Genomic DNA, 14,664 nt, shown 5'->3' with positions numbered 1-14,664 from the left:
CACGGGCTTTTCATCAAAGAAGTGGATTTGCAATGAGTGACGGTGAGCAAGGCAACGGTTTGACACCTGATAAAAATCGTTCTGTAGGTGGAATACCGGCAGACGGCGGAGAGAAACAGGGCCCAGAGACTCATAACAGTGGGTTTCCTGATTCCAACGACGAGCTTGCACGCGAGAATGACAACCTGAGGGCGAAAAACCATGCCTTGGCTGTCGCCTTGACTCGAGCCGGCAAAGAGTTGCAGAAAGCCAAGTCGCAGCTTGGACTGATGACCGCTCCGCCGTTGAATTTCGCCACGATGGTGCGGGTGGACTCGTGCAGCACCGATGAGCAGGGCGTACAGCGTGCCATGGCCGAAGTGCTCTCTGGCAACCGCCGGCTTATCGTGCCGGTGGCGTCGAATGTGCCCGCCTCGCGTCTGGTCGGTGGCAGAACGGTGCTTTTGAACGAGAATATGGTTCTCGTCGAGCAACGGGGGCTGGAAATCTCTGGTGCCGTGCGCATCGTCAAGCAGGTTTTGGACGACGGACGGCTGATGATCGAGGACGTTTCGGGCAACGTCACGCTGATCGAACGGGCGAGTGCGCTCGCGGATACTTCCATCGAGCCCTCGACTCGCGTATTGGTGGATGGCATGGCCCGGATGGCGTTGGAAATACTGCCCGTGGAGAATGCCACTGATCTGGTGCTTGAGCAGATTCCGGATGCCACGTTTGCTGACATCGGGGGACTGGATTCCCAGATCGAACGGATTAAGGATGCCGTCGAACTGCCGTTCCTGCGCCGCAAGCTCTTCGAACGCTACGATTTGCGCCCGCCCAAGGGAGTGCTGCTATACGGGCCTCCGGGCAACGGTAAAACACTCATCGCCAAGGCCGTCGCGAACGCGTTGTCTGGCGGGGATGCCGGCAACGGTGTGTTCCTTTCGGTCAAAGGTCCTGAGCTTCTGAACAAATACGTGGGGGAATCGGAACGCCTGATCCGCCTGATTTTCAAGCGGGCACGGGCGCGTGCGGCTGAAGGCAAACCGGTCATCGTCTTCATCGACGAGATGGATTCGCTGCTGCGCACGCGTGGTTCTGGCGTCTCCAGTGACGTGGAAACGACCATCGTCCCGCAGTTCCTCGCCGAACTTGACGGCGTGGAAAGCCTCGACAATGTCATGGTCATCGGAGCCTCCAACCGCGTCGACATGATCGATCCCGCCGTATTGCGGCCTGGCCGTCTCGATGTCAAGATTCGCATCGACCGTCCCGATAAAAAGGCCGCAGCACAGATCGTATCGCATTATCTCACCGATAACCTGCCGTATGAAACCGGCCAAAACGCCGAAACACTGACCCAGGTCTTGGTCGACAGTGTCTATGCCGATGGCCCGCAACGGCATATCTGCGATGTATGTGACGATCAGGGCCGTTGGTCGAGGGTCATTCTGGCCGATGTGATGTGCGGGGCGATGCTCAAGAACATCGTCGATCGGGTCAAGACGCATGCCGTCAAGGACTCGATTACGCTCGGCAGTCCGATGAAAATCGGAGCGGATGCCGTTCTTCGTGCTGTGGACGACGAGTTTGAGGAAACCAGCGATTCGGTGATGGACTCTGATCCGGTCCAATGGTCCAAGATCAACGGCATCGCCGGCGGCCACGCGGTTCGTATCCGTCCCGCAGAGTAGTGATTTTCGTCTAAAAGAGGTGCATCTCAATGAGCGTACGCAGGATGATGGGAACCGAGACGGAGTATGCGGTTTCGGAATCAGGAAAAGACCATTACAATCCGGTTCAGCTTTCGTTTGACGTGGTCAGCGGTGCGGCGAATCCCAAGACGCAACATATCCGCTGGGATTACCGGCAGGAAGATCCGTTGAACGACGCTCGCGGTACACGCCTGCCACGCGCTTCCGCACGGCCCGACATGCTCACCGACGAACCGCAACGGCAGATTGTCAATGTCATTGCATCCAACGGCGGCCGGGTCTATGTCGACCATGCGCATCCCGAATATTCCGCGCCGGAAACGATGGATCCCTTTGAAGCGGTCTGCTACGACCATGCCGGCGATCGGATCATGTTCGAAGCTGCTCAGAAAGCCAATAAGCACAACGGTTCCCATATCGTCTTGCATCGCAACAACGTCGACGGGAAGGGTGCCAGTTGGGGTACGCACGAAAACTATATGATGCGGCGTCGCGTTCCGTTTGAGAAAGTCGCGGCGCTGATGACCTTGCATTTCGTCTCCCGTCAGATCTACACCGGTTCCGGTCGTGTCGGCATCGGCGAGAAAAGTGAACAAGCAGGTTATCAGCTGAGCCAGCGCGCCGACTACGTCCATTCCCTCGTAGGCTTGCAGACCACCTTCGACCGCCCGATTGTCAACGCCCGCGACGAATCTCACGTCACTGGCGATTATCGTCGTCTGCACGTCATCGTCGGTGACGCCAACCGGATGGATGTGCCGCAGGTCTTAAAGCTCGGCGCGACGAGTATGCTGCTGTGGCTGCTTGAACACGCCGGAACTGATGATTCGGCATGCGACCTTGACGGTTTGCTCGCCGAGCTGCAGCTGGTCGATCCGGTCGAGGCGATGCATACCGTATCCCATGATCTGAGTTTGGCGGACCAATTGCCGCTTGAAGCGGGCGGCACCACGACTGCCTGGCAGATTCAGGTGCGTCTGCTGTCTGCGGTATCCGTGCAAGGGGCTGCGACATACGGAAGCGATAATAGGGGAGAGCCGCTATGGCCGGACGAAGAGACCAAACGGATCATGGCGATGTGGCGGCAGGCGTTGATGGACGTCGCCGCGGTGCGCCATGCCAGTGATGACAAGCGTTTGAAGATGGCCGGCGAGGGTTCACGACTGGAATGGCTGCTCAAATGGCAGCTATTGGAGCGTTTGCGGCGTAAAACCGATGCCGACTGGTCCAATCCGAAATTGGCTGCCCTCGACCTGAGCTGGGCCGCGCTGGACCCGTCGTATTCGGTCTTCTCGCGTTTGCAGCCGCAGACCGAACGTGTGACTCTAAGTTCAAATGAAAGCCAGAGCCAGGCCGATATTCAGGTTCAGCATGCGATGTCGAAACCTCCGGAAGACACCCGAGCCTGGCTACGCTCTGAAATCATCAGCTGCTTCCCGCAGGATGTGGTTGCCGCCTCATGGTCGCATCTCACTGTACGGGATGGCGGAAGCGACAGGGACGATGACGGCGATTTAGCTGGCCTCCGTCAGAGTACTAAGGCGCACATTGAGCAGGAGCCAGCCGAGAATCCGGTCGATTCCCCATCGCTTTGCGCCGATACGGAGGGAACGCCGATGGAGGCCTGTGCTCCAGGACTTTTTTCTTTGGATATTTCAGAGCCGGGGCGCTGGACCAGACAGCGTTGCATCGGGGTCTTGGAGGAATGCCGGAATCGGCACGAAACGGCGGCACAGACTCTTCGCAGCCTTGAAGCTGGTGTGAAACGAATGTGAATTGGCAGTTTCCTTGCAATTGCGCGTGAGGTCTGAACGCCGGTCTTGTCTCATATCAGTACGTATTACATATTTATATGTTGTGCCTATGACGAAAACGGAACGAGAAAATCCATGCCTACAGTGAATGATTGGTTGGGTGTTGGTGATGTCTCGCGAGGGTCGGTTTGTTTCTTTTCTGCACATATTTTATCGTCATGCAGCTTATCAGGGTGACCATGGCGATGGATGTTTCTCCTATGCAGATTTTTTTCGTGTCATTGCCTGTATCGTTGACGGGTGTAGCCGTGCGGGTTGCGGAGACCAAAAGCCGATGATCGTTGATACCGTAAGGGGTGCAGGTCATGAGTGTGACTCTGTCCTGGCCGGGTTCGATTCGGAGCTTGCTGTCATCATCGGGCAGAATGACGTTGATTCGGTCGACCCGATATGACAATGTCCTGTCCATCGATTTGATGGAGAACCGGTCTCCGATGCGCAACTCATCAAGCCTGGTGAACATCAACGAGTCGGCCATGCCGTTGTGCGCAGCTATCACGGCGTGTGTGGAGGCGCCTCCTACCGGCAGTGAACTGCCGTAGAGATGTCCGGCTCCGTTTGCGAGGATTCTGTCGTCAGTGCCGTGATAGACGGGAAGTTTGACTGAGATTTTCGGTATGGTGATCGTCGCCATGATGCCTTCACCCTCGTCGAGAAGGGATTGATAGCGCTTGACGTTGTCGGCGTCCGGAGATGTCTGGAGCGCCGAATGTGAGGCGTCTGAAGGGATTTCCCCCAGAAATGGCTGACCGGTCCTGGCAAGTTCGTCGTTGTAACGATGCGCCATGTCCAACTCATGTTTGAGATGGCGCGGCGATTGGGATTCGGCGAGGACTTCCGAGGCCTCGGCGTTGCGGGCCAATCGTCTGGAGGATATCTGTTGGAGTATCAGGGGATAGGCGATAGCGGAAAAGCCCAGTACGATCAATACAATCGCACAGGTCTTGAGGATGATGGGAACAATCGGTGTGTGGCCTGGACTGTCGTTCGGCAATGAATCCTCACTGTTTCCGGGGTCATCAAAGTCGGATGAGACCGTATTGCCTCGATTGTCCGGCATGGGCCGGCAAACCGACGGCTGTGAAATGGTCTCATCCGTTTTCATATCATTCTCTTAGTTTCTGCGATCAGCGGGAAGCCGCGTTCTTGCCGACATGTGAATGTTGGCTTTTGCGTACGGCGACATAGATTCCGGCACCGGCGCCAACCAGCAGCAAGCCAAGGATGATCTGCATCATGATGCCCGCCTGACCTGTTCTGGGCAGATCGATGACGGTCTTGATGTTCTTGACGATGTAAAGCTGCGGATCGGTGCCGTCTTTGGAGACAAGGCCGTAAACGTCTCCGGCCGGTGCCGAATAATCGACCGTCTTCAGTGTCTGGTCGCTGTTGAACGTGGGGGTGATGGTCACGCTGAATTTGAAATCGGAGGGGATGATGTAGCCCGTGACGGCCTTGATCTCCTTCAGCGTGTAGGTACCTGCATCAACGCCGGAAATTTTGATGATCCCGTTTGCAGGGACCACCAGCTTATCCACGCTGGCCTCGCCGGTTTGAGGCGGGCGATAACCGCCGTTGCCGTCGCTGTACATGGGCATCGGGGTGGTGGAGGTACCTTGGAAGATCTGGAACTCGGTACCGGGCAACACCGTGCCTTGGGATTTCGAAATCTTCTTGATTGCGAAGTTGAAGGTGTATACGTGCTTCTCGACTGGCGGAGTCGTGGTCCCATGGCAGTCGGTGGATTGGTTGTCCTTGTAGGTCACCGTTGCGGTGTTCTTGGAATTTCCATGATCGATCGTGATGGCGTCCTCGTTGAGCAATACCGTGTAGGTGATTTCAATCGGTTGCCCGGCAAGGCTGAAATCATGAACGTTGATTTTGCCTTTTATGTATTCCGACAGATCAAAGACCATTGAAGCCCCCTTCACGGTGGTGTGGCTAGATGGCGCCGTGGACACCGGTTGCGCCTGCTGGTTGAACACCGAAAGGCCATATTGGCCTGGGGTGAGTGTCGTGCTGCCGATTTTCACGGTTTCGTTGAAAATCGACGAATCATAGGTCAATCCTGCGGAGAGCTGGTCGTTGACATGCAGCATGTAGCTGTTCGGATCGTAATAGGTGTACAGGGGAACGGTTGAATCAATGGTGAATTTGATAGGGTCCCCGACCTTATGCGTGGGTTTGTCGACTTTTTTCACTGGTTTCTGCAGATAGGTGGATTTCACTTCGGCCGATGAAGACATTCCCGGCAGGTTCACGCTTGCTCCGTCGACTATCTTTCCGGCTTTGGTGCTTACCAGCATCGGAATGGTTTGCTCGGTGCCCGTGTTCGGATCGAGTTGTGGAGTGGTGTCTTCGATCAGATAGATGCCGTTGGGGATGTTGAAGTGTGCAGTCGCATGCCCGCTTGCATCTGCTGCACCTCCTGTCGCCTTAATCGTCGAAGTCGAGATTGCGTTGGTGATATCCGCCTGGGCTGTGAGTTTCTGGACGAAATCGCGGACGTTGCCGGTATAAGGAGACTGTCCGGAGGTGTCATGGTTGAATCCCCAGTTTTCCGCGACCCAGCTGATGGGGTCGGTGAACTGGGCATTTGCGTCGACCGCGGTCAGTGCGGTGGAGGCCGCGTTCCTGATTGCAGTGTTGTCCACCGAGGTGACCTCCATGGTGTTGTGTGCGGGGTCCTGAAGGTTGTAATCGCCGAGTTTGACTGCGACGAAAATATGGTTGCTGATTACCTCCTGTGCGCCGGTAATGTCGAAATCGACGTTCGGTTGGTCTTCTATGGCCGACGCACTTGTCGCGGTGCTTGCGAGCATGGTTGTTCCGGTCAGCAAAGCGAGAGCTGAAACCATGAGTTTCTTGACTGATAGATGCTTCATTGTAAGGTTCTCTTCTCTTTTCTGGGATGAGATAAATGATTTTGACGAGCCGTTATCGGCGGTCGCTCGACGGATTCGCGCAAATCGGTCGAGCGCGCCTGAAACAAACGAGAGATAGCTGTGTGGAGTCTGGTCCTGGGATTTGAAACCACGATTGGCATTGACCGATGAACGGGTTGCGTTCAATGACGGGCGTTCACTCCTGTATGTTTGTCTGGAAACGGTTCATTTGATATTTGGCGTGCAGACCATTACCATCGGGGCCGATACAAAATGTGTTACACCCTTGGAGTAAGATAAAGAACGGTAGCGAGTTCACCAAAATTCGATACCTCAGCTGTCTCCTGTATGATTCTTGAGCGGATCACAGGAGGCAGCATCTTTTATCACTGGTCATGTGGATTGAGTGGATGCGCGATATGACGGGCATCCTTGCTTTATTGCTCGAGCATGTCATCGGTTGCTGCTCGCTTCGATTTCAAGATGGCGGCATTGGTACTCCTTGCGACTGTAATCACATAATGATAAACATCAACATTTTTTAGCATAACTTCAAAAACTATTGATATGTATGCCGCGATAAAAGGTAAAACGATAAAATTCGAAGATTATATGAATTTTTTGAAATCGTTGAACTCGTTGAGAATCGCGGGTTTCCGCCCATACGGAAAACAGTTTATTCAAGATGGATAATTTTTCGCTATCGATGATATTTTGAACCCAATGGGCGCGTCTTCGTTTGCCGGTCGGTGTGCAAAACGGGTCAATCTATGGCAAAGACTACATGTCTTCGACCAACCGACGGTATTCGCTGTCGGGGACACAGGAGAATGGGTCGATGAGTTCGACTTCGTGACGGATCGGAGAACTCGTCTTCAGATGTGTCCAATCACAGGTGAATTTCGCTCCTGCCTTCAAGGCTTGATGAACGAACCCTCCACGCAGCGCAGCCCGCGTGTCTTCAGGCGGGTTTCCGAGCGCATGCTCGATGGCGTCGTCGGATACGAGTGTCTCGATGAGTCCATGACCAACCAGCGACTGATAGATGGACCCGTTGACGACGTCGTGGTAATTCATATCGATTTGGCGAGCCTGTGTCGGCGAAAGTTCGGGATTGCGTTCCTTCATTTTGGCAAGCAGCTGGTATTTTGCGGCCCAGTCGACGCGGTTGGAAAGGGACGAGAAATCTTTGGAGGCCAACGCATCGAGTGCTGCCTTCCATTCACGTAGGATATCGGCATGGTCGGTATCCGGCAGGGATTGCTCAATCTGGTCATGATGGGAGTCAACAAACCTTGAAACGATAGTCCAGTACAGATACTGGATTTCCAGGGCCGTTACAGTCTCGGAATGATTCTCTAAGCCGGAAGGTGAAGACATGAGTCCAAGTTTTTCCTGCATCGTGCGCAACGCGTCGATATCCTCAACCTGCATCACGGGTTTGCCACAGCTCAGGTCGGCACTCATCGCCTTGTTCGACACGCTCGGATCAGCGCTTAAAGCGCAATATTCGAACCCAGAGGCAATGCCCCGTTTCGCAGCATCCTCAATGACGCAGAGTACCAGATGAGTGGTGGCCAGCTTCATCTTCGTCGCCCATTGCGAGCGGTTGGAATCGCCGATAATGACATGGAGCCTGCGGAATTCGTCCGGGTCGGCATGCGGTTCGTCACGGGTATTGACCATCGGTCGGAAACGGGTGGTGGAGGAGGAAACGCCCTCATCCAGGAATGCGGCGCGTTGCGTGATTTCGAATCCGTTTTCCGTGACTCTTCCGGCTCCGGTGAAGAGCTGACGTGTCACCAAAAATGGCAATAACTGGCTTTTGATGATAGGCAGGGAGACATAACGACGCACCAGATAGTTCTCATGGCAGCCGAAGGCATGGCCCGCCGAATCGACGTTGTCTTTGAACAGATGGATGGTGGCGTGTTCGCCATGGGTTTTGCGCAGCCTCTCCTGCGCGCCGATGGCCAAGCGACGCATGATTTTCTCTCCGGCCAGATCCTGTGCCAGCGCTGTTGACGGATCCCGTGCTTCGGCGGTGGCGTATTCAGGATGCGAGCCGACGTCTAGGTAGAGCCGTGAGCCGTTCTCCAGATAGGTGTTGGTGGAGCGCGATCGTGAAAGTATCGGCGCGAACATCATCATCGCCACCTGGCCGGGATCACAGGGCTTACTTGCTCCGGTCACCGAAACCCCGTATTCCGTTTCGATGCCGAAAATACGGTGGAACGAATCATATTCGGGGGAGCGCAGCGTGGTGTTGCCCGGTCCTTGATTGCTGCTGTCACGCAGCTGAGGCATCACTCGCCGCCTTTCTGCACGAAGCTGGAGACGTACGTTTCCGCATCGGTTTCCAAGGTTGAGGAGATGTCGTCAAGTACGGCGTCCAGAGCGTCTTCCTGGAGTTGTGAACTGTCGTTTTTTTGTGTTTTGCTTTGGGCCTGTGATTGAGGTTCTTCGCTTTGATGCTGTTGCTGTACAAACTGCTGTGCCATGTCACTCCTTAACATCTGGCAACGAAAGCAAAACCGTTGCCCAAAGTTGCCATAAATATGCATATTCTTTTTTCACTTTAGCGCAAGTAATATCAAGCATCTCGTCTTGTTCGTTGACTGGTATTCAGCCTGCGTCCATCGATATCGGGTAGCGGCGGCATTCAATGCCTTGCTGACCCAAGGTCGGTTTTCAAGGTAATCTATCCATTCGGAAAATCGAATGTGAAAGGTGAACCAGTGATCAGAACCGATAATCTATTGGAACGGGTAGGCCAGGTCGACGAGATATGGCTTGAGTTCATCGGTAATCGGACCGTTGGTGGCCACGATGTCGTTCTCGCTACGCCAATGGATGGGGTTGCCGTTCCAGCGGCTCACCCTGCCCTGTGCCTGACGGACCACAACTGTACCGGCCGAGACCGCGGGGATATCCCAACGGTGCAGGTGCGGCTCGAAATAGGCGTCATAGGTGCCGTCGGCCACCTTGCACAGATCGAGCGAAACCGGGCCGATGCGCTTGACGTCGGCGGGCTTGCCGGATATCTCGCTTAAGACGTGGAACGCGCGTTCGGATTCCGCCGGGACATGCGACATACCGAAACTCACTACCGACCCGGTCAGCGTGCTAATGGTCGAGGGGAGTGCCTTGCCTCGTTTTTCGCCGATGGGCGTGCGGCGGATGCGGATGGCGCCCTGTCCGGCGGCGGCCAGATAGGTAAGACCGAGCGCGGGAGCGTGCACGACGCCCAGAACCGGCTGTGCCGAGTTCTCTTCGTTGAATTCAAAAAGCGAGACCGTGATAGTCCATTCGCTCATGTTCCGTCGGAAATTGATGGCCCCGTCGATTGGTCCTACGCACCAGAAGCGGTCGCCGGGCTTCGCGTTTTCGGGCCTGTCACGCCACATGCCGTCAAAAGGTTCGAGATAGTTGAGACGATTTTCGATGAACGCGATGAGCTTCTTGTCGATGCTGCTCCCCAGACGTCTGGAGGTCGACGGTATTTCCAGCTCGGCGAAATCCCGCGGATTGATTTGGTCCTGAAGCGCGTGTTTGCCGGCGTCCTGTGTCACCTGAGCCACTTTGAGCGCCAATGCCCTTGGATTAGTCGTCATGTCTACCTGCCTGTCGTTTTGCCATTAATATACTATCCTGTAGGCTTTATAACCTCCAAATGCGCATGAAAAAACCTCCGGTCGAGATAGCAATCGGAGGTTTGGAAGATCAAATGATCCTATGATTGTCTCACTTGGAGGCAACGGCCTTCTTGAGGAGGCTGCCAGCGGAGATGCGGACACCGTAGGATGCCGGAATCTTGATCGTTTCGCCGGTGCGCGGGTTGCGGCCGGTGCGGGCGGCACGACGAACACGCTCGGCGGAGAAGAGACCGGTGAGCTTCAGGCCTTCGCCGGACTGCATTGCCTCGACGAACACATCCTGGAAGGCGTTGACGGCCGCTTCGGCCTGTGCCTTGGTCAGGTTGGACTTCTGTGCAATCTTCGAAACGAGATCAGACTTGTTGTATGCCATGAAGAATCCTTTTTGATAAGGGGCTTTCCTGTTTGGTAAAAGCCATTTTCAGTTATACAGTTTAGCCCAAAGTCTCGCCAAATACCGCCAATTCTGGTAGTTTCTTCGCTGATTTGTAAAGATTTGCGCCTTTGGAGAGACATTTTTAGTCGTATCGGAACGAAAAACGCTTTTGAGCCGGGTGGAGCCGGGTGAAAACCGGATCGAACATATCCGCGAATGCCTGCAAAGCAGGAAGCAATATCGTTCCGGGGACTACACAAGGTTGCGATGGTCAAGCCGTTTCATTGCCAGGAAACCGATTGGGATACGCAGCCAGTAGAAACCGACGCGATAGAGCAGCGTGGCACTCAGCGCGACTGCGGGAGGCACGCCGATGGAGGTGAAGGCGAAGGTCAGGGCGGCCTCGACCGCGCCCAGGCCTCCCGGAGTTGGGGCCGCGCTGCCGAGCGTATTGGCCAAAAGGAAGACGAAGATGGTTTCCAAAGGATTCGAGGAAGTGCCAAATGCCATCAGTGCCGCCCAGAAGCCAAGACCGGTTGCGATGTTCAGTATCAACGCCCCAGCGACGCCGACGGCAAGTTTCTGCGGTTGGGCCAGGACTTCGATCAGTTGATGGGCGTAGGAACGCAGAATCGGCAGATATTTGTCCACGATCATCCGTCGGATAGGCGTGATGGCCATACACAGGCACAACACGAGCACGATCGCGCCAATGACCACGACCAAGGTGTTGGTCGGTACCATGCCGGAAAACATATTGCGACCGGTGAAAAGGCCCATAATTAGGAGTAATACAATAGTCGTCAAACCCTGTACCGCCCAGGTCACCGACATAATAGCCGTGGCGGCGGTGTTCCTGTACCCGTTTTTGCGCAGGAACTGGAGATTGACGAATGCCGGGCCTACACCTGCGGGCATGGAGACTGCGGTGAAGCCAGATGCAGCCTGCGAACAGAACAAATCCATCCAGTGTCGTTTCCCGTTGTCCATGAACGAACCGAGGGTGATGGCCGACCCGGCCCAGGCCAGCATCGAAAGAAGCAGGCAGACCAAAGCCCAGCCGAGATTGGCGTGACGCACTGCGGAGATGACCTCATTAGGCCTCAGCTGTGTGAAGATCACGGCGACGGCGATGATCAGCAGCGTGATGGAAACAAAGGATTTGACGTTGAAACGGGCCAGAGTCACGGGTTCCGCCGCTTCGATCTCATCGTGAGGGTCAAGAGCGTTGAGAGTGTCACGCACTTCGCCAAGCAGTTGTTTGCTCCATCCTGGGAGGTTTCTGGTGGCGGAGGGGATGGCGACTTTCTGTATGAACGGCGCCAAGGAAATCAGCGTCTGGCGATCCCAGACTTTCAGCGCCGCATTGATGGCGAGCTGGGGGTCGCTCAACGTAGCAAGCAATACCAGAAGCTGTACCTTATCCATGGCGATATTGGTGCCGCCACTGGCATAATCGCCGTTTTGCCAGCCAACGATGACATGTTCTCCGTGAATCTCGGCAAGCGTGTCGGGGGTGATACGGCGGTGAGTGTAGCCGCGGCTGTTGGCGCGGGCCAGGTAATCCATATAATCGACCATTGCGGCTTCGTCGAGCTTATTAAGGTCGGTCGGGCTTGGGATGTCGCTGACATCCAATACCAGCAGGGAGGATTCCTCGCTGTCCATCACGCCGTACGGATTGGGCGTTGTCAGACCGCAGGATTTGAGTCCCAGGAGCATGGAAAAATGATGATGGATGGCATCGCTTGCCGAACGATCTCGGCGTATGGCAACTCCGGTGAAGCGCAGGCCTTGCCATAGCTGGTTTAGGTAGCCGGCGGCGTGGGGCAGAGAATCCAGCACGGAGATGATGTAGCGCTTGCCCTGTTTGTCCTTGGCGTCGTAGATACGTGAGTTTTCGATTAGATCGTCGTCGAGCCTTGATTTGAGGGCTGCCGTTTCATAGTCGTCTTCGCGCCGACTCAGTTTCGTAAGTTTCAGACCGATGCTGCCTACCGCTTGAACGATTCCGGAGCCCCAAAGCCCTTGGGTTCTGGTTCCCATCGCAAAACGCAATATCAAGCCGATGATGCGGCCAATCGCAAACGAGACGATGGTTCCGGCCACCGAATGCCAGGAGACGATGACGAAAACCGCGGCCGCGATAAACAGGATGTTCCAGCCCCATTTGACCGAGGAACGGGAACGTTTCGGGCCGGCTACCGTCAGGAATGCTCCGATGCCGGCGTAGAAATCGGGTAGCATGGCCGGCCCCGCGCCCTCGCTTGATTGCACGGCGTCCATCAGAGCCGGCACGCCCAGATGGGCCAGTACGAAGGAAAGGCCGAGGATGAACGTGTATCCGCAGAACAGTGCTACCACCGAAACCGCGGACTGGAACCATTCCCTGTTGATGAGCAGGTGAATCAGCACGCTGATGATGATGACGAAGCTCAGGAATTGTTGAAGGACGGAGAACGGCAGGTCCATGAGCCAGGTGAAGGCCTGGCCGGCGGTTTTGGCATCGTGCTCGACTCCGGCGGTGATACCGTGCAGGTAAGTGGCGAAAACGATGACGACGACCGCGAGTATCAGGGCTCCTACGGCATGGAGTAGATCATTGGCGTTGTGGGCTCGCTGGGGAGCGACGTCGTCGATATCGATTTTCGTCTCAGGCTGTTCAGGTGCTTCTGTTTCTGCCACGGACGATTGTGCAGGCTTGCTGGGATTCGGCGCCAGATTTGACGACGAGCCGGAAGCTGCTGAAATTGATCCCTCCGAAAGTGACGAAGAGGGTGTTTTGTCGCTCATTGCCCGTCAAAACCTACCAGTTGTGCAGCCAGACCGATATAGGTCTGTGGTGTGAGTGCTTTGAGGCGTGCTGCGGTGACAGCGTCAAAGTCCAGTGAGTCGATGAACGTTTCGATGTCGGCCTTGGAGATGCTCTTGCCTCGCATGAGCTCCTTGACCTTCTCATAAGGACGTTCCATGCCCTTGCGACCGGCGAATTCTTGGGCTCGCATAGCCGTCTGGATGGGTTCTCCCAGCACCTCCCAGTTCTCATCGAGTTCGCGGGAAATGACCTCGAAGTTCGGGTGGATGGATTTGAGTCCTCCTAGCAGGTTGTCCAGTGCCAGCAGCGAATAGCCCAGCGCCGCGCCGATATTGCGCTGCGTGGTGGAATCGGTCAGGTCGCGCTGCCATCGGCTTTCGACTAAGGTGTTGGAAAGCGTGTCGAGCAACGAGCAGGAAAGTTCAAGGTTCGCCTCGGCGTTCTCGAAACGGATAGGGTTGACCTTGTGCGGCATCGTCGACGAGCCGGTCGCGCCTTTGACGGGGACCTGGGCGAAGACTCCCCGAGAGATATACATCCAGATATCCACCGCGAGGTTGTGCAGAATACGGTTGGTATGGCTAATCGTGCCATAAAGTTCGGCCTGCCAGTCGTGACTTTCGATCTGGGTCGTCAGCGGATTCCACGTCAGTCCCATACGGTTGGTGACGAATTCGCGCGAAATGGAGAGCCAGTCGGCTTGCGGACAGGCGATGGTGTGCGCACCGAATGTGCCGGTCGCACCGTTGATCTTGCCGAGGTATTCCTGGTTCTCGATGTGCTTCAACTGGCGGTTCAGGCGATGGACGAATACCGCCAGCTCCTTGCCCAGCGTCGTAGGGGTTGCAGGCTGGCCATGGGTCAGTGCCAGCATCGGTAAATCCTTGAACTCTTCGGCCTTTGAGGCCAGGAAATCCGTCAATTTCTGGGCCAAGGGCTGCCAGACCAGTGTAACGGCCTTCTTGGTGCAACGGGCATTGGCCAGATTGTTGATGTCTTCGGAGGTGCATGCGAAATGCACTAAGGTCTTGAGATCAGGCAACTGCGTGTCGGCACCGATAACGCTTGGGGCGTGGTCAAGCTCGTCGTCGATGTAATATTCGACGGCCTTGACGTCGTGATGGGTTTTGGTCTCATAGGCCGCGTGGCGGGCGATGCCCTCGGAGTCGAAGTGTTCCGGGATGTCCCGTAGATAGTTGATCTCAGCGGCCGTAAGCGGCTTGACACCTTCGAGGACCGGTAGATTGCCGTTGCCGTCGAATCCGTTGGCCAGAAGAATCATCCATTCGATTTCAACGGTGATGCGTTCGCGGTTCAATGCAGGTTCGCTCAGATATTCGACAAGCGGTGCTGTCTGTTTGTGATAACGTCCATCAAGTGAAGTCAAAGCGATTGCCGGTGAAATTTGAGTCAGCTGCATA

General features: G+C 55.4%; 10 protein-coding genes. 2 read left to right on the top strand and 8 right to left on the bottom strand.

Annotated elements, in window-relative coordinates; all coding sequences use genetic code 11:
• Window positions 1-32 precede the first annotated feature (32 nt).
• Window positions 33-1,676 (top strand): proteasome ATPase, encoded by a 1,644-nt coding sequence (gene arc, locus PT279_RS05320; RefSeq protein WP_277166327.1) that lies wholly within the window; start codon window positions 33-35, stop codon window positions 1,674-1,676.
• 29 nt (window positions 1,677-1,705) lie between these two features.
• Window positions 1,706-3,472 carry a depupylase/deamidase Dop gene (gene dop, locus PT279_RS05315; protein WP_277166325.1) on the top strand — a complete coding sequence of 589 codons (1,767 nt, stop codon included), beginning with the start codon at window positions 1,706-1,708 and terminating at the stop codon, window positions 3,470-3,472.
• A gap of 118 nt (window positions 3,473-3,590) precedes the next feature.
• On the opposite strand, the gene PT279_RS05310 is transcribed toward dop, so the two are convergent.
• The 8 genes from PT279_RS05310 to purB form a co-directional block, all read right to left on the bottom strand.
• On the bottom strand, window positions 3,591-4,616 hold the full coding sequence (locus PT279_RS05310) for a class C sortase (protein ID WP_277166323.1): 1,026 nt from the start codon (window positions 4,614-4,616) through the stop codon (window positions 3,591-3,593).
• Between the two features lie 22 nt (window positions 4,617-4,638).
• Window positions 4,639-6,396 (bottom strand): isopeptide-forming domain-containing fimbrial protein, encoded by a 1,758-nt coding sequence (locus PT279_RS05305; protein WP_277166320.1) that lies wholly within the window; start codon window positions 6,394-6,396, stop codon window positions 4,639-4,641.
• Window positions 6,397-7,176: 780 nt separating this feature from the next.
• Window positions 7,177-8,703 carry a proteasome accessory factor PafA2 family protein gene (locus tag PT279_RS05300; RefSeq protein WP_277166317.1) on the bottom strand — a complete coding sequence of 509 codons (1,527 nt, stop codon included), beginning with the start codon at window positions 8,701-8,703 and terminating at the stop codon, window positions 7,177-7,179.
• A complete protein-coding gene (locus PT279_RS05295; protein ID WP_277166313.1) occupies window positions 8,703-8,897 on the bottom strand; it encodes a ubiquitin-like protein Pup in 195 nt (64 codons plus the stop codon). The genes PT279_RS05300 and PT279_RS05295 overlap by 1 nt, the downstream gene beginning before the upstream one ends.
• Before the next feature lie 255 nt (window positions 8,898-9,152).
• Window positions 9,153-10,010: an inositol monophosphatase family protein gene (locus tag PT279_RS05290; protein WP_277166310.1), complete on the bottom strand. Its 858-nt coding sequence runs from the start codon at window positions 10,008-10,010 to the stop codon at window positions 9,153-9,155.
• A 130-nt stretch (window positions 10,011-10,140) separates the two neighbouring features.
• Window positions 10,141-10,425 (bottom strand): HU family DNA-binding protein, encoded by a 285-nt coding sequence (locus PT279_RS05285; RefSeq protein WP_033521170.1) that lies wholly within the window; start codon window positions 10,423-10,425, stop codon window positions 10,141-10,143.
• A gap of 255 nt (window positions 10,426-10,680) precedes the next feature.
• The gene (locus PT279_RS05280) at window positions 10,681-13,221 is read right to left on the bottom strand and encodes a lysylphosphatidylglycerol synthase transmembrane domain-containing protein (protein WP_277166307.1); all 2,541 of its coding nucleotides are present in this window, start codon (window positions 13,219-13,221) and stop codon (window positions 10,681-10,683) included.
• Complete coding sequence (purB, locus tag PT279_RS05275) at window positions 13,218-14,663, bottom strand: adenylosuccinate lyase (RefSeq protein WP_277166304.1); 1,446 nt, start codon at window positions 14,661-14,663, stop codon at window positions 13,218-13,220. Before purB ends, PT279_RS05280 begins: the two co-directional genes overlap by 4 nt.
• Between the last annotated feature and the right edge of the window lies 1 nt (window position 14,664).

The organism is Bifidobacterium sp. ESL0784 (genome assembly GCF_029433295.1).
Classification (GTDB): domain Bacteria; phylum Actinomycetota; class Actinomycetes; order Actinomycetales; family Bifidobacteriaceae; genus Bifidobacterium.
This window is presented reverse-complemented; position numbering and strand designations above follow the sequence as displayed.

Bases quoted from the DNA above. Each gene is read 5' to 3' on its own strand.
- arc (WP_277166327.1), top strand. From the start codon at position 33: ATGAGTGACGGTGAGCAAGGCAACGGTTTGACACCTGATAAAAATCGT.
- dop (WP_277166325.1), top strand. From the start codon at position 1,706: ATGAGCGTACGCAGGATGATGGGAACCGAGACGGAGTATGCGGTTTCG.
- PT279_RS05310 (WP_277166323.1), bottom strand. From the start codon at position 4,616: ATGAAAACGGATGAGACCATTTCACAGCCGTCGGTTTGCCGGCCCATG.
- PT279_RS05305 (WP_277166320.1), bottom strand. From the start codon at position 6,396: ATGAAGCATCTATCAGTCAAGAAACTCATGGTTTCAGCTCTCGCTTTG.
- PT279_RS05300 (WP_277166317.1), bottom strand. From the start codon at position 8,703: ATGCCTCAGCTGCGTGACAGCAGCAATCAAGGACCGGGCAACACCACG.
- PT279_RS05295 (WP_277166313.1), bottom strand. From the start codon at position 8,897: ATGGCACAGCAGTTTGTACAGCAACAGCATCAAAGCGAAGAACCTCAA.
- PT279_RS05290 (WP_277166310.1), bottom strand. From the start codon at position 10,010: ATGACGACTAATCCAAGGGCATTGGCGCTCAAAGTGGCTCAGGTGACA.
- PT279_RS05285 (WP_033521170.1), bottom strand. From the start codon at position 10,425: ATGGCATACAACAAGTCTGATCTCGTTTCGAAGATTGCACAGAAGTCC.
- PT279_RS05280 (WP_277166307.1), bottom strand. From the start codon at position 13,221: ATGAGCGACAAAACACCCTCTTCGTCACTTTCGGAGGGATCAATTTCA.
- purB (WP_277166304.1), bottom strand. From the start codon at position 14,663: ATGCAGCTGACTCAAATTTCACCGGCAATCGCTTTGACTTCACTTGAT.